This window comes from Pseudomonas sp. SYWMCR5 (genome assembly GCF_057197165.1).
Genome location: NZ_JBXUNH010000006.1, coordinates 241,803 through 261,198 on the forward strand (window position 1 = coordinate 241,803; position 19,396 = coordinate 261,198).

Annotated in this window: 19 protein-coding genes; 13 read left to right on the top strand and 6 right to left on the bottom strand. The window is 62.4% G+C overall.

Features of this window, described 5'->3' with window-relative positions:
• The first annotated feature begins 47 nt into the window (after nucleotides 1-47).
• The 6 genes from rpsF (at nucleotide 48) to AC2CGW_RS17560 (ending at nucleotide 6,147) form a co-directional block, all read left to right on the top strand.
• The gene (rpsF, locus tag AC2CGW_RS17535) at nucleotides 48-473 is read left to right on the top strand and encodes a 30S ribosomal protein S6 (RefSeq protein WP_029612766.1); all 426 of its coding nucleotides are present in this window, start codon (nucleotides 48-50) and stop codon (nucleotides 471-473) included.
• A 28-nt stretch (nucleotides 474-501) separates the two neighbouring features.
• Nucleotides 502-732 (top strand): 30S ribosomal protein S18, encoded by a 231-nt coding sequence (gene rpsR, locus AC2CGW_RS17540; RefSeq protein ID WP_003249563.1) that lies wholly within the window; start codon nucleotides 502-504, stop codon nucleotides 730-732.
• A 33-nt stretch (nucleotides 733-765) separates the two neighbouring features.
• Nucleotides 766-1,656, top strand: a complete 891-nt coding sequence (locus AC2CGW_RS17545; RefSeq protein WP_186665938.1) for a YybS family protein — start codon at nucleotides 766-768, stop codon at nucleotides 1,654-1,656.
• 20 nt (nucleotides 1,657-1,676) lie between these two features.
• Nucleotides 1,677-2,123 carry a 50S ribosomal protein L9 gene (rplI, locus tag AC2CGW_RS17550; protein WP_003249568.1) on the top strand — a complete coding sequence of 149 codons (447 nt, stop codon included), beginning with the start codon at nucleotides 1,677-1,679 and terminating at the stop codon, nucleotides 2,121-2,123.
• A gap of 113 nt (nucleotides 2,124-2,236) precedes the next feature.
• Nucleotides 2,237-3,634, top strand: a complete 1,398-nt coding sequence (dnaB, locus tag AC2CGW_RS17555) for a replicative DNA helicase (protein WP_186665939.1) — start codon at nucleotides 2,237-2,239, stop codon at nucleotides 3,632-3,634.
• A 215-nt stretch (nucleotides 3,635-3,849) separates the two neighbouring features.
• A complete protein-coding gene (locus tag AC2CGW_RS17560) occupies nucleotides 3,850-6,147 on the top strand; it encodes a YgiQ family radical SAM protein (protein WP_186665940.1) in 2,298 nt (765 codons plus the stop codon).
• 64 nt (nucleotides 6,148-6,211) lie between these two features.
• Here AC2CGW_RS17560 and AC2CGW_RS17565 read toward each other — a convergent pair whose 3' ends face one another.
• Nucleotides 6,212-6,799, bottom strand: coding sequence for a cytokinin riboside 5'-monophosphate phosphoribohydrolase (locus AC2CGW_RS17565; protein ID WP_054894542.1), 588 nt, complete (start codon nucleotides 6,797-6,799; stop codon nucleotides 6,212-6,214).
• 372 nt (nucleotides 6,800-7,171) lie between these two features.
• Here AC2CGW_RS17565 and azu point away from each other — a divergent pair, with 372 nt between their 5' ends.
• Entirely contained in the window at nucleotides 7,172-7,621 is a 450-nt protein-coding gene (gene azu / locus AC2CGW_RS17570; RefSeq protein WP_484574358.1) for an azurin, read from the top strand.
• A gap of 116 nt (nucleotides 7,622-7,737) precedes the next feature.
• On the opposite strand, the gene nadE is transcribed toward azu, so the two are convergent.
• Entirely contained in the window at nucleotides 7,738-8,565 is an 828-nt protein-coding gene (gene nadE, locus AC2CGW_RS17575; protein WP_186711696.1) for an ammonia-dependent NAD(+) synthetase, read from the bottom strand.
• Between the two features lie 3 nt (nucleotides 8,566-8,568).
• Entirely contained in the window at nucleotides 8,569-9,774 is a 1,206-nt protein-coding gene (pncB, locus tag AC2CGW_RS17580; RefSeq protein ID WP_484574359.1) for a nicotinate phosphoribosyltransferase, read from the bottom strand.
• Nucleotides 9,775-10,267: 493 nt separating this feature from the next.
• Here pncB and AC2CGW_RS17585 point away from each other — a divergent pair, with 493 nt between their 5' ends.
• The 6 genes from AC2CGW_RS17585 to AC2CGW_RS17610 all read left to right on the top strand — a co-directional run bounded on the left by AC2CGW_RS17585 (nucleotide 10,268) and on the right by AC2CGW_RS17610 (nucleotide 16,730).
• Entirely contained in the window at nucleotides 10,268-11,404 is a 1,137-nt protein-coding gene (locus tag AC2CGW_RS17585; protein WP_411383366.1) for a branched-chain amino acid ABC transporter substrate-binding protein, read from the top strand.
• 159 nt (nucleotides 11,405-11,563) lie between these two features.
• Nucleotides 11,564-12,478 carry an ABC transporter permease subunit gene (locus AC2CGW_RS17590; RefSeq protein ID WP_186665947.1) on the top strand — a complete coding sequence of 305 codons (915 nt, stop codon included), beginning with the start codon at nucleotides 11,564-11,566 and terminating at the stop codon, nucleotides 12,476-12,478.
• Nucleotides 12,479-12,480: 2 nt separating this feature from the next.
• Nucleotides 12,481-13,782, top strand: a complete 1,302-nt coding sequence (gene livM / locus AC2CGW_RS17595; protein ID WP_186711698.1) for a high-affinity branched-chain amino acid ABC transporter permease LivM — start codon at nucleotides 12,481-12,483, stop codon at nucleotides 13,780-13,782.
• A complete protein-coding gene (locus AC2CGW_RS17600; RefSeq protein ID WP_186665953.1) occupies nucleotides 13,779-14,654 on the top strand; it encodes an ATP-binding cassette domain-containing protein in 876 nt (291 codons plus the stop codon). The genes livM and AC2CGW_RS17600 overlap by 4 nt, the downstream gene beginning before the upstream one ends.
• Nucleotides 14,651-15,367, top strand: a complete 717-nt coding sequence (locus AC2CGW_RS17605) for an ABC transporter ATP-binding protein (RefSeq protein ID WP_054894550.1) — start codon at nucleotides 14,651-14,653, stop codon at nucleotides 15,365-15,367. The genes AC2CGW_RS17600 and AC2CGW_RS17605 overlap by 4 nt, the downstream gene beginning before the upstream one ends.
• Before the next feature lie 595 nt (nucleotides 15,368-15,962).
• Nucleotides 15,963-16,730, top strand: a complete 768-nt coding sequence (locus AC2CGW_RS17610; protein ID WP_186665955.1) for an SDR family oxidoreductase — start codon at nucleotides 15,963-15,965, stop codon at nucleotides 16,728-16,730.
• Between the two features lie 174 nt (nucleotides 16,731-16,904).
• On the opposite strand, the gene AC2CGW_RS17615 is transcribed toward AC2CGW_RS17610, so the two are convergent.
• From AC2CGW_RS17615 to AC2CGW_RS17625, 3 genes are all read right to left on the bottom strand, one after another.
• Nucleotides 16,905-18,014: an AGE family epimerase/isomerase gene (locus AC2CGW_RS17615; RefSeq protein ID WP_288376561.1), complete on the bottom strand. Its 1,110-nt coding sequence runs from the start codon at nucleotides 18,012-18,014 to the stop codon at nucleotides 16,905-16,907.
• A gap of 82 nt (nucleotides 18,015-18,096) precedes the next feature.
• A complete protein-coding gene (locus tag AC2CGW_RS17620) occupies nucleotides 18,097-18,729 on the bottom strand; it encodes a TetR family transcriptional regulator (RefSeq protein WP_054894553.1) in 633 nt (210 codons plus the stop codon).
• Nucleotides 18,730-18,854: 125 nt separating this feature from the next.
• A complete protein-coding gene (locus AC2CGW_RS17625; protein WP_411383363.1) occupies nucleotides 18,855-19,355 on the bottom strand; it encodes a phage infection protein in 501 nt (166 codons plus the stop codon).
• Nucleotides 19,356-19,396 lie beyond the last annotated feature (41 nt).

A 19,396-nucleotide genomic window follows, 5' to 3' on the forward strand; every position in this document is an offset into this window, starting at 1 on the left:
TGTCTGACCAGATTCGCTGGCAGACTACTAACCCGTAAGGAGCATTCATGCGTCATTACGAAATCATCTTCCTGGTTCACCCGGACCAGAGCGAGCAAGTCGGCGGCATGGTCGAGCGTTACACCAAGCTGATCGAAGAAGATGGTGGCAAGATCCACCGCCTGGAAGACTGGGGCCGTCGTCAACTGGCCTACGCAATCAACAATGTTCACAAGGCTCACTACGTGATGCTGAACGTTGAGTGCACCGGCAAGGCCCTGGCCGAGCTGGAAGACAACTTCCGCTACAACGATGCCGTGATCCGTAACCTGGTCATCCGTCGCGACGAAGCCGTTACCGGCCAGTCCGAGATGCTGAAGGCTGAAGAGAACCGCAGCGAGCGCCGTGAGCGTCGCGAGCGTCCTGAGCATGCTGACTCCGCCGATGGCGACGACAGCAATGACAGCGACTCCAGCGATAACGCTGACGAGTAATCCACGGACCTTTAGAGGAGCCTATTAAATGGCACGTTTCTTCCGTCGTCGTAAATTCTGCCGCTTCACTGCTGAAGACGTGAAAGAGATCGACTTCAAAGATCTCAACACCCTGAAAGCTTACGTATCCGAAACCGGCAAGATCGTTCCAAGCCGTATCACTGGTACCAAAGCTCGTTATCAGCGTCAGCTGGCTACCGCTATCAAGCGCGCCCGCTTCCTGGCCCTGCTGCCCTACACCGACAGCCACGGCCGCTGAGACCGGGTCGTCGACAAGCAGTAAGGGATAGGCATGCGAGCGTTGGCTGATTTCATCATGCGCGGTCGTGTGCAGGCCACTGTCGTGGTGGCTGGTTGTGCGGCATTGCCGCTGTTGTTCTGGTTGAGTGCCGCCGCCGGGAGCCTGGTGTTCCTGCGGCGTGGTTTCAAGGACGCATCCTCGGTCATCGTGTGGGGCATCTTGCCCGCGCTGGCCTGGTGGGTCTTCGGCGAGCCGCGCACCTTGATGGTGCTGCTGGGGACGCTGGGGCTGGCTGCGCTGTTGCGCGCCGGGCATTCCTGGAACCGGGTGCTGTTGTCCAGCATCGCCTTGGGCCTGTTGTACGGTGTCATCCTCGGTTCAGTGTTTCGCGAACCGATCGAAGCTCTGGCGCGAGCGCTTGAAAAAGCCCTGCCGCAGATGCTCGACGGTCTCTACCAGCAGTTGACGGTAGAGGAGCAGGCACACCTGGGGGCACTCATCGTACCGGTGCTCAACGGCCTGATTGCAGCTTTGCTGCAGGTCGTCAGCGTTCTGGCCCTGATGTTGGGCCGGTACTGGCAGGCCGCGTTGTACAACCCGGGAGGTTTCGGCCGCGAGTTTCAAGCGGTGCGGATTCCCCTGGTGCCGGCACTGGTGCTGCTGGCGTGCATGGTGTTCGGACCGAACTTCGGTTCCGCCGTCGCCTTGCTTACGCCGCTGTGCAGTGTGCCGCTCATGTTCGCGGGCATCGCCCTGCTGCATGGGCTGGTGGCCCAGAAACGCCTGGCCAGGTTCTGGCTGGTGGGGTTGTACGTAACGCTGGTGCTGTTCATGCAGCTGACCTATCCGTTGCTCGTGGTCTTGGCCATTGTCGACAGCCTGATTGATTTTCGCGGTCGCCACTCCCCCAAGGGGAATGATTCCGCGAACGGTGAAGGTTAAAAGTTAAGAGGTTTTACCAAATGGAACTGATCCTGCTGGAAAAAGTCGCCAACCTGGGCAACCTGGGCGACAAAGTAAAAGTTAAGGCTGGTTACGGCCGTAACTTCCTGCTGCCATTCGGCAAGGCCACCGTTGCCAACGCCGCTAACCTGGCTGCATTCGAAGAGCGTCGCGCAGAGCTGGAAAAAGCCGCTGCCGACAAGAAAGCTTCGGCTGAAAGCCGCGCTGCCCAACTGGCCGAGCTGGAAGTGACCATCACTGCCACCGCTGGCGACGAAGGCAAGCTGTTCGGTTCGATCGGCACCCACGACATCGCTGATGCCCTGACCGCCTCCGGCGTTGAAGTGGCCAAGGCTGAAGTTCGTCTGCCGAACGGCACCATCCGTCAGGTTGGCGAATACGACGTAGCCGTGCACCTGCACAGCGACGTTGAAGCCACCGTACGTGTGGTCGTCGTAGCTGCCTAAGCTGCGCTGACTGACTGGCCCCTCGCGGGCCAGCCGGTTAACATCGGGCACGGTCCTGTTTTTCAGGCCGTGCCCTTTGTCTTTTTGAACCCCCCCAGAATTCTTGCGTGGCCATGAACGAGATTACCAATCCCGAACAGCTCGACCTGCAAACCGCTGCCCTGAAGGTGCCGCCGCATTCCATCGAGGCCGAACAGGCTGTGCTCGGTGGCTTGATGCTGGATAACAACGCCTGGGAGCGAGTGCTGGACCAGGTGTCCGATGGCGATTTCTACCGGCATGACCACCGCCTGATCTTCCGTGCCGTGCACAAGCTGGCCGATGCCAACCAGCCGTTCGACGTGGTCACCCTGCACGAGCAACTGGACAAGGAAGGCCTATCGACCCAGGTCGGTGGCCTGGCGTACCTGGCCGAGCTGGCCAAGAACACTCCGTCGGTGGCCAACATCAAGGCCTACGCCGCGATCATCCGCGAGCGGGCGACGCTGCGCCAATTGATCAGCATCAGTACCGACATCGCCGACAATGCCTTCAACCCGCAAGGGCGCAACGCCGAAGAGATTCTCGACGACGCCGAGCGGCAGATCTTCCAGATCGCCGAGGCGCGGCCCAAGACCGGTGGCCCGGTGGGGGTCAACGAGCTGTTGACCATGGCCATCGACCGCATCGACACCTTGTTCAACTCCGACAGCGACATCACCGGTGTGTCCACCGGCTTCACCGACCTGGACGAGAAGACCAGCGGCCTGCAGCCCGCCGACCTGATCATCGTCGCCGGCCGTCCGTCGATGGGCAAGACCACCTTCGCCATGAACCTGGTCGAGAACGCGGTGCTGCGCAGCGACAAGGCCGTGCTGGTGTTCTCCCTCGAGATGCCTGGCGAATCGCTGATCATGCGTATGCTCTCGTCGCTGGGGCGCATCGACCAGACCAAGGTCCGTTCCGGCCAGCTCGACGACGACGACTGGCCGCGCCTGACCTCGGCGGTCAATCTGCTCAATGACCGCAAGCTGTTCATCGACGACACCGCCGGGATCAGCCCCTCGGAGATGCGTGCTCGTACCCGCCGCCTGGCGCGCGAGCACGGCGAGATCGCGCTGATCATGGTCGACTACCTGCAGCTGATGCAGATCCCGGGCTCGGCTGGTGACAACCGGACCAACGAAATTTCCGAGATCTCGCGCTCGCTCAAGGCCCTGGCCAAGGAATTCAACTGCCCGGTCATCGCCCTGTCCCAGCTCAACCGCTCCCTGGAGCAGCGTCCGAACAAACGCCCGGTGAACTCCGACTTGCGTGAATCCGGTGCAATCGAGCAGGACGCCGACGTGATCATGTTCGTCTACCGTGACGAGGTGTATCACCCAGAGACCGAGCACAAGGGCGTGGCGGAAATCATCATCGGCAAGCAGCGTAACGGCCCGATCGGTTTTGTACGCCTGGCCTTCATCGGCAAGTACACCCGCTTCGAGAACCTCGCGCCGGGCATGTACAACTTCGACGACGACGAATAACCACCCGGAACTGAATCGGCCCCTCTGTGGGAGCGGGTTTACCCGCGAATGCGAGGTTGAACCCGCCATCGCATTCGCGGGTAAACCCGCTCCCACAGGGGGCGATGTTTTTCTGGGCGATCACTATGATTCCGACCACCACCGTCGGATTTGGTCAAAATTTGTGCTATATTCCGCGCCCGCGATTTCCCTGCACACCAGAACCGGTCACTGACATGCAAGCAGCCAAACCACTCTACGACTATCCCAAGTACTGGGCCGAATGCTTCGGGCCAGCGCCTTTCCTGCCAATGAGCAGGGAGGAGATGGATCAGCTCGGCTGGGACTCCTGCGACATCATCATCGTGACCGGTGACGCCTACGTCGACCATCCGTCGTTCGGCATGGCCATCATCGGCCGCCTGCTGGAAGCCCAGGGCTTTCGCGTCGGCATCATCGCCCAGCCGAACTGGCAGTCCAAAGACGACTTCATGAAGCTCGGCGAGCCGAACCTGTTCTTCGGTGTCGCGGCCGGCAACATGGACTCGATGATCAACCGCTACACCGCCGACAAGAAGGTCCGTTCCGACGACGCCTACACGCCTGGTGGCCTGGCCGGCAGCCGTCCGGACCGCGCCAGCCTGGTGTACAGCCAGCGCTGCAAGGAAGCCTACAAGCACGTGCCGATCGTGCTCGGTGGCATCGAGGCGTCGCTGCGCCGCATCGCCCATTACGACTACTGGCAGGACAAGGTCCGCCACTCGATCCTGGTCGATGCCAGCGCCGATATCCTGCTGTTCGGCAATGCCGAGCGCGCGGTGGTCGAGGTTGCCCAGCGCTTGTCCAACGGCGAGAAGATCGAATCCATCACCGACGTGCGTGGCACTGCGTTCATCCGTCGTGACACCCCCGAGGGCTGGTACGAGATCGACTCCACCCGCATCGACCGTCCGGGCCGTGTCGACAAGATCATCAACCCCTACGTCAACACCCAGGATACCCAGGCCTGCGCCATCGAGCAGGCCAAGGGCGAGGTGGAAGACCCGAACGAAGCCAAGGTCGTACAGATTCTCGACAGCCCGCGCGTGACCCGCGAGAAGTCGGTGATCCGTCTGCCATCGTTCGAGAAGGTACGCAACGACCCGGTGCTCTATGCCCACGCCAACCGCGTGCTGCACCTGGAGACCAACCCGGGCAACGCCCGTGCCCTGGTGCAGAAGCATGGTGAATTGGATGTGTGGTTCAACCCGCCACCCATTCCCATGAGCACCGAGGAAATGGACTACGTGTTCGGCATGCCCTACGCGCGCGTGCCGCACCCGGCCTACGGCAAGGAGCGCATCCCGGCCTACGAGATGATCCGTTTCTCGGTGAACATCATGCGCGGCTGCTTCGGCGGCTGCACCTTCTGCTCGATCACCGAGCACGAAGGCCGGATCATCCAGAACCGCTCCCACGAATCGATCCTGCACGAGATCGAGGAGATGCGTGACAAGGTGCCGGGCTTCACCGGCGTGGTCTCCGACCTGGGCGGCCCGACCGCCAACATGTACCGCATCGCCTGCAAGAGCCACGAGATCGAGAAGCACTGCCGCAAGCCGTCATGCGTGTTCCCGGGGATCTGCGAGAACCTCAACACCGACCACAGCTCGCTGATTTCGCTGTACCGCAAGGCCCGCGCGTTGCCGGGGGTGAAGAAGATCCTCATCGCCTCGGGCCTGCGTTACGACCTGGCGGTCGAGTCGCCGGAGTACGTGAAGGAGCTGGTCACCCACCACGTAGGTGGCTACCTCAAGATCGCCCCGGAGCACACCGAGCGTGGTCCGCTGGACAAGATGATGAAGCCGGGCATCGGCAGCTACGACCGCTTCAAGCGCATGTTCGAGAAATACTCGAAAGAAGCGGGCAAGGAGCAGTACCTGATCCCGTACTTCATCGCGGCGCACCCAGGCACCACCGACGAAGACATGATGAACCTGGCCCTGTGGCTCAAGGGCAACGGTTTCCGCGCCGACCAGGTGCAGGCGTTCTACCCTTCGCCCATGGCCTCGGCCACGGCCATGTACCACTCGGGCAAGAATCCGCTGCGCAAGGTCACCTACAAGAGCGAGGGTGTGGAGATCGTCAAGAGCGACGAGCAGCGCCGCCTGCACAAGGCATTCCTGCGCTACCACGACCCGAAGGGCTGGCCGATGCTGCGTGAAGCGCTGACCCGCATGGGCCGCGCCGACCTGATCGGCCCGGGCAAGCACCAGTTGATCCCGCTGCACCAGCCGCAGACCGACAGCTACCAGAGCGCCCGTCGCAAGAACTCGACGCCTGCCGGTAGCCACAAGGTGGCCAAGGAGCAGAAGATCCTCACCCAGCACAACGGCCTGCCGCCGCGTGCCAGCGATGGCAGCAAGCCGTGGGACAAGCGCGAGAAGGCCAAGGCCGAGGCATTCGCCCGCAACCAGCAGGCGGCCAAGGAGCGCAAGGAAGCGGCCAAGGGCGGTGGCAAGAAGAAGCCGCGTCAGCCCGTTATCCCGCGCTGACCTCCAAGCCTGCATGGAGCATTGTGGGGGCGAAGCGCTGCCCCCACAGGTTCTGTAAAAGCTGTCAATCAGGCTTGTGATCGACCCACTTCGGTGCCACCGGGGCGATGAAGCTGTCCATGCCATCGAGCAACTCATCCGCCTGCTGACCGAGCAGCAGCATCGCCCGGTGCTGCGGCCGCACGAAACCTTCCTCGACGATATGGTCGAGGAAGCCGCCAAGCTTTTCATAGAAGCCATTCACATCCAGCAGCCCCAGTGGCTTGGCGTGATAGCCCAGTTGGCCCCAGGTCCAGACTTCGAACAATTCCTCCAACGTACCCAGCCCACCCGGCAGGGCGATAAAGGCATCGCTGAGTTCGGCCATGCGCGCCTTGCGGGCATGCATGCCGTCGACCACTTCCAGGCGCGTCAACCCTTTGTGGCCAACCTCGGCGTCCATCAGGCTCTGCGGGATGATGCCGATGACTTCGCCACCTGCCGCCATGGCAGCATCGGCGACGATGCCCATGAGGCCGACGGCGCCACCGCCGTAGACCAGGGTCAGGCCGCGGTGGGCGATGGCCTGGCCGAGGGCGATGGCGGCTTCACGATAGGCTGGGTTGGCGCCGATGCTGGCGCCGCAGAAGACACAGACGGAACGTACGGGCATTGCTTATCTCCAGTGCAGTTCACCCGCTGCGCAGGCAGCGGGGCACACAGGGTAAGGCGCAATGGCGCGTGCTCCAAGCGTCGAATTCACTCCGGTCGGGCGAACTCGCAGACCGCAGCACCAGTTGCGCCGCACGCATAGGCAGCCAACAGGCTGCGCATGAAATTTCCGAGATTCATGGCACTTGCTCCTAAATGAGAGGTTGTCCCATCGTCTATCAAGCAGGCATGATGTGCTCTTAGATTGTTTGTATACAATCCATTGAACAATACTACTGGCTGGCTCATTGATGGCCCTTGACTCAAATCAGCAAGGGTCTGGCCGGTTTCAGGCAGTCTCGCAATTGATAAAACCCTGCCAAGGAGATTCACGATGTTTGCGAAAGCTGTAGCGGTATCCCTGCTGACCCTCGCCAGCGCTTCTGTGTTCGCCGCCGAGTGCTCGGTGACCGTCGACTCGACTGACCAGATGTCCTTCAGCACCAAGGAAATCGCCGTCGACAAGAGCTGCAAGGAGTTCACCGTCAAGCTGACCCACTCCGGCAGCCTGCCGAAGAACGTCATGGGTCACAACCTGGTGATCAGCAAGACCGCCGACATGCAGGCCATCGCCACCGAAGGCATGACCCAGGGTCTGGACAAGGACTACATCAAGGCTGACAACGCTGCGATCATCGCCCACACCAAGATGATCGGCGCGCCTGAGAAGGAAACCGAAGTGAAGTTCGATGCGACCAAGCTCGAAGCCGGTGGCGACTACAGCTTCTTCTGCACCTTCCCGGGCCACATCTCGATGATGAAGGGCAAGGTTGTCGTCAAGTAATGACAGCTGTGTAGGGCCTTAGGGCCCCATTCGCGGGCAAGCCCGCTCCCACAGGTTGTTCACTGCCATTGAGAACAGTGAACAACCTGTGGGAGCGGGCTTGCCCGCGAAGCTTTTTATGGGGCGAACGGCAGTTCGCGCTTGTGCTGGGTCTTGCGGTAGGTGGCGACGATGATGTCGAACGCTGCCTGGTCAACCGGCTGCCCATGCAGGAAGGCATCGATCTGCTGATAGGTCACGCCATGTGATGCCTCGTCCGGCTTGCCTGGTTCCAGGTCTTCCAGGTCTGCAGTCGGCACCTTCTCCACCAGCGATTCCGGCGCACCGAAGCTGCGCGCGATCGCCCGCACCTGGTTCTTCACCAGCCCGCTCAGCGGCGCCAGGTCACAGGCACCATCACCGAACTTGGTAAAGAAGCCCATCACCGCCTCGGCGGCGTGGTCGGTGCCGATCACCAGGCCTGCGCGCGCGCCAGCGATGGTGTACTGGGCGACCATGCGGGTGCGCGCCTTGACGTTGCCAACGACGAAGTCGACCAGGGTCGGCGAGCCGTTCTTCAGCTCCACCACTTCGGCGGCCAGGGCTCGGACGGCCGGGGCGATATCGACGGTGTGCACTTCGTCTGCCTTGATCACCTCCAGGCAGGCCTGGGCGTCGTGTTCGTCGTGCTGCACCTGGTAGGGCAGGCGTACGGCGATGAAGGTGTAGGCCTTGTCGCCGGTCTCGGCGCGCAGCTCATTGACGGCGCGCTGGGCGAGCAGGGCGGCGGTCAGCGAATCGACGCCGCCGCTGATGCCCAGCACCAGGGTCTTGAGTCGGGCGTTGGCCAGGCAGTCCTTGATGAAGGCCACGCGCCGGGCCACTTCCTTCTCGAGCGCGGCGGCGTCGGCGAAGGGTGGCTGTACCTTGAGCGCCTGGGCAATCTCTTGCTGAACGGCTTGCATGGGTTACTCCTTGCTAGGGACTTTGAATACGTGACGCAGGTAGGCGACGAAGTTCTCGTCGCGGCATTGGGTCTTGGCGGCTTCGTCGGAAATCTTCGCCACTGGCGAGCCGTTGCAGTCGGTCATTTTAAGCACGATGCTCATCGGCGCCACACCCGGGATGTCACAGGTCAGGTTGGTGCCGATGCCGAAGCTGACATTGATGCGGCCGCGCAGTGCGCGGAAGATCTGCAGGGTGCGCGGCAGGTCCAGGCCATCGGAGAACACCAGGGTCTTGGTCATCGGATCGATCCCCAGCTTGCGATAGTGCGCGATGGCCTTTTCCGCCCAGGCCACCGGCTCGCCCGAATCGTGGCGCAGGCCGTCGAAGAGCTTGGCGAAGTACAGGTCGAAGTCGCCGAGGAACGCATCCATGGTGATGCAGTCGGTCAGGGCGATGCCGAGCAGCCCGCGGTACTCGCGTACCCAGCAGTCCAGCGCGGCGATCTGGCTGTCGATCAGCCGCGGGCCGAGCTGCTGGTGGGCCATGATCCATTCATGGGCCATGGTGCCGAGCGGCTTGATATCCAGTTTCCATGCCAGGTCGACGTTGCTGGTGCCGACGAAGCGTGCCGGGAAGTCATCGCGCATCACCCGTACCACCTCTTCCTGCACGCGGCTCGAGAAGCGTCGGCGGGTGCCGAAGTCGGCGACTTGCAGGGCGCTCAGCTCTTCTTCGCTGGCATTGGCGCGCAACCAGTCGAACTTGTGATAGAGCTGGTCGCGCGCAGTCTCAAGGCGCATCTGCGGATGCAGGGCGCGGTTGCGCACTTCGCTGATGATCGCCAGCAGCGGCACCTCGAACAGGATCACGTGCAGCCATGGGCCGCGCAGGCGCAGGAACAACTGGTCGTGCTCGATGCCGATGCGCAGGTAGCGCAGGTTGAAGCGGAACAGGCCGAGAAAGCGCAGGAAGTCGGGCTTGAGGAAGCTGATGCGTTCGAGGAACGCCAGTTGGCCGTCGTCGAGGGTGAGGTCGGCCAGCCGTTCGATCTGCTGACGGATTTCACCCAGATAGGGGCGCAGGTCTTCGCCGTTGCGGCAGCGGAATTCCCATTCCACGTCGGCGTCCGGGTAGTTGTGCAGGACGCCCTGCATCATGGTGAGCTTGTAGAAGTCGGTGTCGAGCAGGTTATGCACGATGCGCTCGGCGAATGCGCTCTCGCTCATCAAAAAGGCTCCGGAAGCAGCGAATGGCGGACATTGTGCCAGCCTTTTGGGTGTTGTGGTGTCTGGGCTGGCCTCTTCGCGGGCAAGCTCGCTCCTACAGGAGTGGGAGCGGGCTTGCCCGCGAAGAGGCCAGAACCGCCAGATCGGGTGTTTTTCCGTGCACCAGCTAGCCTTCAAACAGTGCTGCCTGTAGCAGTGACGCACCACCGGTGTGCACTTCGGTGACGTCATGCTGTTACAGGATGGTTGCACGTAAACACTTGCGAGGGTTGCAATGATGGCACCTTGCGGTTGCTCCTTTGTTTTGCGTTCAGTGGCGCCTGCCCTGTGGCAGACGGTTGCACGCTCAATAAAGAAACGACCGCCGGAGGTCTGCAGTGGCCCAGCGAAGTGTGTTTTCCCGGAAGACAAAACTGATGGCACGGCCCTTGCTCGGAGCACAGGGTTGATGAAGTTGTAGTGCCAACTAAAAAAACTCTAGGAGCACCACCTCATGTCGCAGACGTTTTACAAGAAAGGTTTCCTGGCACTGGCCGTGGCTACGGCACTGGGTGTTTCTTCGTACGTACAGGCCGACGTAAAGATCGGCGTAGCGGGCCCGATGACCGGCGCCAACGCAGCGTTTGGCGAGCAATACATGAAGGGCGCCCAGGCGGCAGCCGATGTGGTCAACAAGGCTGGCGGCATCAACGGCGAGAAGATCGTCCTGGTCAAGGGCGATGACGCGTGCGAGCCGAAGCAGGCCGTGGCCGTGGCCAACCGCCTGGTCGATCAGGACAAGGTGATCGGCGTGGTCGGACACTTCTGCTCCTCCAACACCATTCCCGCTTCCGAGGTGTACGACGAAGCCGGCGTCATCGCGATCACCCCCGGGTCGACCAACCCGCAGGTCACCGAGCGCGGCCTGTCGGCCATGTTCCGCATGTGCGGACGTGACGACCAGCAGGGCATCGTCGCCGGCGACTACATCGTCGATGTGCTCAAGGGCAAGAAGGTCGCGGTCCTGCACGACAAGGACACCTATGGCCAGGGCCTGGCCGATGCGACCAAGGCGCAGCTCGAGAAGCGCGGCGTCAAGCCTGTGCTGTACGAAGGCCTGACCCGTGGCGAGAAGGACTTCAGTGCCGTGGTCACCAAGATCCGCGCCAATGGTGCCGACGTCGTCTACTTCGGCGGGCTGCACCCGGAAGCCGGTCCGCTGGTGCGCCAGCTGCGCGAGCAGGGCCTGAAGGACGTCAAGTTCATGTCCGACGACGGTATCGTCACCGACGAACTGGTGGCCACCGCAGGCGGTGCGCAGTACACCGACGGCGTGTACATGACCTTTGGTGCCGACCCGCGCCTGCTGCCAGACAGCAAGGCGGTGGTCGAGGAGTTCCGCAAGGCCGGCACCGAGCCTGAGGGCTACACCCTGTACGCCTACGCCTCGATCCAGGCGCTGGCCGCCGCGTTCAACGGCGCCAAGTCGAACAAGGGCGAAGACGCCGCCAAGTGGCTCAAGGCCAACCCGGTCAAGACCGTCATGGGCGAGAAGAAGTGGGACAGCAAGGGCGACCTGACCGTCTCCGATTACGTGGTCTACCAGTGGGATGCCAACGGCAAGTACCACCAGCTGGAAAAACAAAAATAACAATGGCTTGAAGCCCGGTCGCCTTGGCGCACCGGGCCGCGGCCCCGCGGTATTTGTACTTTATCCGTAGATCTGCACAGTCCTGCGCGGCGAGGGACGCTCTACCCTTGCCCCCGCCGTGGTCGGCGCTCGTGCAATCTCAATAGGTGAGATTGCGTTATGGATGGTATTTTCCTGCAGCAACTGATCAATGGGCTGACCCTCGGGTCTGTCTATGGTCTGATCGCCATCGGCTACACAATGGTCTATGGCATCATCGGCATGATCAACTTCGCGCACGGCGAGGTGTATATGATCTCCGCGTATCTCGCGGCGATCAGCCTGGCATTGCTGGCCTACTTCGGTATCGAATCCTTCCCGCTGCTGATGCTTGGCACGCTGTTGTTCACCATTGTCGTCACCGGTGTCTATGGCTTCACCATCGAGCGCATCGCCTACAAGCCGCTGCGCAACTCCACTCGCCTGGCTCCGCTGATCAGCGCCATCGGCATCTCGCTGATCCTGCAGAACTACGCGCAGCTCAGCCAGGGTGCGCGCCAGCAAGGCGTACCGACCCTGCTCGAAGGCGCCTGGCGCGTCGATATCGGCACCGGCTTCGTCCAGCTCACCTACACCAAGATCTTCATCCTGGTTGCCGCCTTCGTCGGCATGGGCCTGCTCACCTACGTGATCAAGTACACCAAGCTCGGACGCATGTGCCGCGCCACCCAGCAGGACCGCAAGATGGCGTCGATCCTCGGAATCAACACCGACCGGGTGATCTCCTATGTGTTCGTCATCGGCGCGGTGATGGCGGCGCTGGCGGGTGTGCTGATCACCATGAACTACGGCACCTTCGACTTCTACGCGGGCTTCATCATCGGCATCAAGGCGTTCACTGCCGCGGTGCTCGGGGGCATCGGCTCGTTGCCGGGTGCCATGCTCGGCGGGATCATCCTGGGCATCTCCGAATCGCTGTTCTCTGGCCTGGTCAACTCCGACTACAAGGACGTGTTCAGCTTCTCGCTGTTGGTGATGATCCTCATCTTCCGTCCACAAGGCCTGCTCGGTCGCCCGCTCGTGGCTAAGGTGTGATCATGTCCGTTGCCAATACTGCCTCCACTTCTCCAAGCAAGGGCTTCGACATCAAGCGCAGCCTGATCGAGACCCTCGTCGCCGGCCTGCTGGCGCTCATCGTTTTCGGCCCGATCGTCGGCGTGGTGCTCGACGGCTACAGCTTCAATGCAGAACCCCGGCGAGTCGCGTGGCTGGTCGGCGGGGTGATGATCGGTCGCTTCGTGCTCAGCCTGTTCCTGCAGACACCCACCGGCCAACGCCTGCTGCAAGGCTTCGACAGCGGCGGCTCCGGCGTGCACGTGCTGGCTCCCGACTACAAGTCGCGCCTGCGCTACATCATCCCGGCGCTGATCGTCATCGCCATCGTCTTCCCGATCTTTGCCAACAAGTACCTGCTGACCGTGGTCATCCTCGGGCTGATCTACGTGCTGCTGGGCTTGGGCCTGAACATCGTGGTCGGCCTTGCCGGACTGCTCGACCTGGGTTACGTGGCGTTCTACGCCATCGGCGCCTACGGCCTGGCGTTGGGCTACCAGTACCTGGGGCTGGGCTTCTGGACCGTGCTGCCATTGGCGGCCATCGCTGCGGCGCTGGCGGGATGCATACTGGGCTTCCCGGTGCTGCGCATGCATGGCGACTACCTGGCGATCGTCACCCTGGGGTTCGGTGAAATCATTCGCCTGGTGCTGAACAACTGGTTGTCGTTCACCGGTGGCCCGAACGGCATGCCGGCGCCGTCGCCGACCTTCTTCGGGCTGGAGTTCGGCCGTCGGGCGAAGGATGGCGGGGTGCCGTTCCACGAGTTCTTCGGTATCGAATACAACGCCAACTACAAGTTCCTGTTCATCTACATCGTGCTGTTCCTGGTGGTATTGGCGGTGCTCTACATCAAGCACCGGCTCACGCGCATGCCGGTCGGTCGAGCCTGGGAGGCGCTGCGTGAAGACGAGATCGCCTGCCGTTCGATGGGCCTGAACCACGTGCTGGTCAAGCTTTCGGCCTTTACCCTGGGCGCCTCTACTGCGGGCCTTGCCGGGGTGTTCTTCGCCACTTACCAGGGTTTCGTCAACCCGTCGTCGTTCACCTTCTTCGAATCGGCCTTGATCCTGGCCATCGTCGTGCTTGGCGGCATGGGCTCGACCGTGGGCGTGGTGATCGCCGCCTTCGTGCTGACCGTGGCGCCGGAGCTGCTGCGCAGCTTCTCCGAGTACCGCGTGCTGCTGTTCGGTGTGCTGATGGTGCTGATGATGATCTGGCGACCGCGAGGGCTGATCCGCATCAGCCGCACTGGTGTGGTCCCACGTAAAGGAGTGGCGCCATGAGTGACGAAATCATTCTCTCGGTCGATAACCTGATGATGCAGTTCGGCGGCATCAAGGCGCTCAGCGACGTCAGCCTGAAGGTCAAGCGCAACCAGATCTTCGCCCTGATCGGCCCCAACGGCGCCGGCAAGACCACGGTGTTCAACTGCCTGACCGGCTTCTACAAGGCCAGCGGCGGGCGCATCGAGCTGAACGTGCGTGGCCGTCACACCAACGTCATCCAACTGCTGGGCGAACGCTTCGAGGCGACGGATTTCGTCTCCCCGGCGCGCTTCGCCAACCGCCTGTACTACAAGATGTTCGGTGGCACCCACCTGGTGAACCGCGCGGGCCTGGCACGCACCTTCCAGAACATCCGCCTGTTCAAGGAAATGTCGGTGGTGGAAAACCTGCTGGTGGCCCAGCACATGTGGGTCAACCGCAATCTGCTGGCCGGGGTGCTCAACACCAAGGGCTATCGCCAGGCCGAAAGCGATGCGTTGGACCACGCGTTCTACTGGTTGGAGGTGGTCGATCTGGTCGATTGTGCCAACCGCCTGGCCGGCGAGCTGTCGTACGGTCAGCAGCGCCGCCTGGAGATCGCCCGGGCCATGTGCACGCGGCCGAAGATCATCTGCCTGGACGAGCCGGCCGCCGGCCTCAACCCGCAGGAGACCGAGGCCCTGAGCCGCATGATTCGTGTGCTGCGCGACGAGCACGACATCACCGTGGTGCTGATCGAGCATGACATGGGCATGGTCATGAGCATTTCCGATCACATCGTCGTGCTCGACCACGGCAATGTGATCGCCGAAGGCGCCCCGCAGGACATCCGCAACAACCCGACGGTAATCGCCGCCTACCTGGGTGCCGACGAAGAGGAACTGATATGAGTGCACCCATTCTCGAGCTCAAGGACCTGGATGTGTTCTACGGGCCGATCCAGGCGCTGAAGAAGGTCTCGATGCATATCGAGGAGGGCGAGACGGTCAGCCTGATCGGTGCCAACGGCGCGGGCAAGTCCACGCTGCTGATGTCGATTTTCGGCCAGCCGCGGGCAGCTTCCGGGCAGATCCTCTACCGTGGCACCGACATTACCCGCAAGTCGTCGCACTACATCGCCTCCAACGGCATCGCCCAGTCGCCGGAAGGGCGGCGGGTGTTCCCCGACATGACCGTCGAGGAGAACCTGATGATGGGCACCATCCCCATCGGCGACAAGCATGCCGACGAAGACATGCAGCGCATGTACGAGCTGTTCCCGCGACTCAAGGAGCGCCGCAACCAGCGGGCCATGACCATGTCCGGCGGCGAGCAGCAGATGCTGGCCATCGCCCGTGCCTTGATGAGCCGCCCCAAGCTGCTGTTGCTGGACGAGCCGTCGCTGGGGTTGGCGCCGATCGTGGTCAAGCAGATCTTCTCGACCCTGCGCGAACTGGCCAAGACCGGCATGACCATTTTCCTGGTCGAGCAGAACGCCAACCATGCGCTGAAACTGTCGGACCGGGCTTATGTGATGGTCAACGGCCAGATTCGCATGACCGGGACCGGGCAGGAGTTGCTGGTCAACGAAGAGGTGCGCAGCGCGTATCTGGGCGGGCATTGAGGTGGGGCAGGGGCTGCAAGGCAGCCCCGGTCGCCAATGTGGACAACTTGTCGCACATCGCGCTTGAAACACCGTAGATTCCTTGCATAAACCCTTGTTTCCACAGGCACGGTCTTTTCCACGATTAATGTGGAACCGCCTGTGGAAAACATGGTGGCACCTCGCTGGACCCCTCGCACTCCAAGGCCTGCATGGCAATGATCAATAATTGATCAATCGAGCTTTGTGCACAATTCCGTGGCTCTTTTGCCGTTGAAACGCGGCCAGGGATCGCTGCTGTCTTTCTGTGGATAAGTCTGTGTGCAACCCTTGGACAGACCGCTGTACACGGCATGGCTGAAAGCGTTGAGCCATCACCCTGAGCGCTCTGAAAGAGTTCCCTCAGGCCACAGGGTTCCCTTTACCCGACGAGTTGCCCCCAATCCGTGGGGAAAGCCTTGTGGATAAGATGCGTATAGCCTGCACCAGCCCTTGTGCTGCAAGGCTTTCGAGGCGTTGCCTGTTTTTTGACCAGTACCGAAAACGGCTTGCTGCCGGCGAGCGCCGCGGGCATGCTGCAAGGCCTGCGACGACCCCTACAGCGAAGGAGAACAGCATGACGTCCACCGTATTCATCACAGGTGCCACTTCCGGTTTCGGTGAAGCCACTGCCCGTCGTTTCGCCGACGCGGGCTGGAAGCTGGTGCTCACCGGTCGCCGCAAGGAGCGCCTGGATGCCCTGTGCGCCGAGCTGTCGGCCAAGACCGAGGTGTTGGGCCTGGTGGTCGATGTGCGCGACCGCAAGGCAATGGAGGCGGCGATTGCCGGCCTGCCGCCGACCTTCGACAAGTTGCAGGGCCTGGTCAACAACGCAGGGCTGGCCCTGGGCGCCGACCCTGCGCCGCAGTGCGACCTGGACGACTGGGAAACCATGGTCGACACCAACATCAAGGGCCTGATGTACACCACCCGCCTGCTGTTGCCGCGCCTGATCGCGCATGGCCGTGGCGCAAGCATCCTCAACGTGGGTTCGGTGGCGGGCAACTACCCCTATCCGGGCAGCCATGTGTATGGCGGCACCAAGGCCTTTGTCGGGCAGTTCTCCCTGAGCCTGCGCTGCGACCTGCGCGGCACCGGCGTACGGGTGACCAACATCGAGCCGGGGCTGTGCGAAAGCGAGTTCTCGCTGGTGCGCTTCGGTGGCGACCAGTCGCGCTACGACGCTACCTACGCGGGCGCCGAGCCGATCCAGCCGCAGGACATCGCCGACACCATCTTCTGGGTGCTCAACCAGCCGGCGCACATCAACATCAACAACCTTGAACTGATGCCGGTAAGCCAGGACTGGGCTGGGTTCTCGATCGACCGCTCGGCCAAGGGCTGAAAACGGTTCCTCGCCAACTCTTGTAGGAGCAACTGTCTTGCTCAAAATCTAAAGGTCAGCCCAATCCCCCTGTAGGAGCGGGCTTGCCCGCGAACACGGGCGTAGCCCGTGCCAGGCAGCGCGGTGTCTTTTTCGCGGGCAAGTCGGGGCGCCGAATCGCCGCCCCTACAGCCATTAGTGCAGGCGTTGCAGACCTTCGAGGCAAGTGGCCAGGTGGTAGGGCGTGGTGGACGGCATGTCGTGCCGGCTGACTGCGCCCTGGCCATCACGGCATTCGTGCCAGCCGCCGGCATGCAGGAAGTTGTCTTCGAGGGCTTTGAGCTGGGTCATCAGCTTTGCCTCGTTGCCTGGCTTCAACGCCAGCGCCCGCAGATATTCGGCCTGGGCCCAGATCCGCTGGGTCGCATCAATGGCCTTGCCATCCACATCCAGCGACGCGAGCACCGCCGCATCCTTCACGCCGCAGCCCTCGGCGTACTCGAACGCCCGGCTGATCGATGCATGCAGCGGGGTCCCGCGCAGCAGTGGCGAGGTGTCGAGCAGGTAGAACCATTCGAACTGATGGCCGGGCTCGAACCAGTTATCCACAGCACCGCGGGGTTTTTCCAGCATCACGCCGTGGGTCGGATCGATGAACTGCGCCTGCAGGGCTGTGCATAACTGCAGCAGGGCCGCTTGCGCGGCATCGTCCTTACGCACGGCCAGGGTTTGCAGGAAGGCTTCGGCCAGGTGCATCTGCGGGTTCTGCAGCGGGCCGCTGCCAAGGTCGGACCAGTCTTCGCCCAGCACGGCTTCGTACAGACCATCATCCCGAGCGAACTGCTCCTCGATGATTTCCAGGGCCGCGTTCAGCGCCGACTCGACCAGCCCTTCGCCGACCTTGCCCCAGTAGTGGGCGCAGGCGAAGACGATGAAGGCGTGGGTGTAGAGGTCCTTGCGTCGGTCCAGTGGCTTGCCGTCGGCATCGATGCTGTAGAACCAGCCGCCGTGCTCGGCGTCGTGAAAATGTCGCTGCAGCGAGCGGAACAGCGCGGCAGCGCGCTCGGCGGCACCGGGTTGCTCGATGCGGCTGCTGAACAGGTAGAGCTGACGTGCGCAGGCCATGGCGCGGTAGCGCTGCACCGGCAGGGGGTGGTGTTTGGCGTCGAGGGCTTCGAAGGGCAGGGCCATGTCGGCGTTCCACCCGGGACCTTGCCACAAGGGCACGATGCGCTCGGCGAAATGTTCGCGCACAGAAGCCAGGCAGGTGGTCAACTCGGACGGGGTAGGGCGGGGGTTGGACATGAAGGCGCTCGTCGCAATCGGGCAGGGCGCCATGGTAGCAGAACTGGGGAAGGGGTTGATTGTGCTGGCCGCCTCGCGGGCTTCAGCCAGGATTCCCCAACCCCTGCCAATGCCGCGCCCCGACGAAGATGAAGCGCAGTTGCTGGGTGATCTTGTCCTGCGCGGTCAGCGCCTGTGGACAAGCCGGATCAGGGCTGTCGATCAGCTCTGGCAGGGTGGCGAACACGGTCTTGACCACCAGGTCGGCCATCACCCCCAGGGCGGCGCTGTCCAGGTGCTGCCAGCGGGTCATGCGTGCAAGGTCGGTGGCCAGGTCAGAGCTGATGTCCCGGCGCAGCCGGGCGATGGCTTGGCGCACGGGCTGCGATCCGCCGTACTGTTCACGGGCGAGGAACAGGAATTGGGCGCGGTGTGCCGCCACCACATCGAGAAAGATGCGCACCGAGGCGTCGGTGATGCCGCCGAGTTCGAATTCGTTGTGGCGCACCAGGCGAATGGTCTGGCGGAAGGTTGCGTCGACCTCGGCGACTAGCGCGAGGCCCAGGGCATCCATGTCGGGGAAATGCCGATAGAAACCGGTGGGGACGATGCCAGCGGCCTTGGCCACTTCGCGCAGGCTGATGCTGCCAAAGCCACGGCCACTCTCCATCAGCTGGCAGGCGGCGTCGAGCAAGGCCTGGCGGGTCTGTTGCTTCTGTTCGGCACGCGGCAGCATGGGGTTCTGGATTCTGTGACAGTACGGCTGGGCACTCTAGATAAAAAAACGAAGCCCGGTCAATGGACCGGGCTTTGGAGGGGAGCAAGCGCTGTATGTCGAGTTGTCGTTATCAGCCATGGGCATCAGCTCACGCGGCGGATTTCGACCAGACGATCCGAGCCACCTTCGGCAACGCGGTTGTTACGTTCGATCAGACGGTCCGAGCCACCTTCGGCAACGCGGTTGTTGCGTTCGATCAGACGGTCCGAGCCACCTTCGGCAACGCGATTGTTACGTTCGATCAGACGATCCGAGCCACCCTCGGCAACGCGGTTGTTACGTTCGATCAGGCGATCCGAGCCACCCTCGGCAACGCGGTTGTTACGTTCGATCAAGCGATCCGAGCCACCTTCGGCAACGCGGTTGTTACGTTCGATCAAGCGGTCCGAGCCACCTTCGGCAACGCGGTTGTTACGTTCGATCAGACGATCCGAGCCACCTTCGGCAACGGTCTTCAGGGGCTGGGCAATCACTGCCGAGCTGGAACGGGCTTCGGCACTCAGGTGTTGGTCGGCAGCCGGCAGGGCGAAGGCGTTGGCGGCAAGGATGGAAAGACTCAGGCTCAGCAGCAGTTGGCGTTTCATGATTCGGTGCTCCTCGTGGGACGCTGGAAAGTGGGTACGAG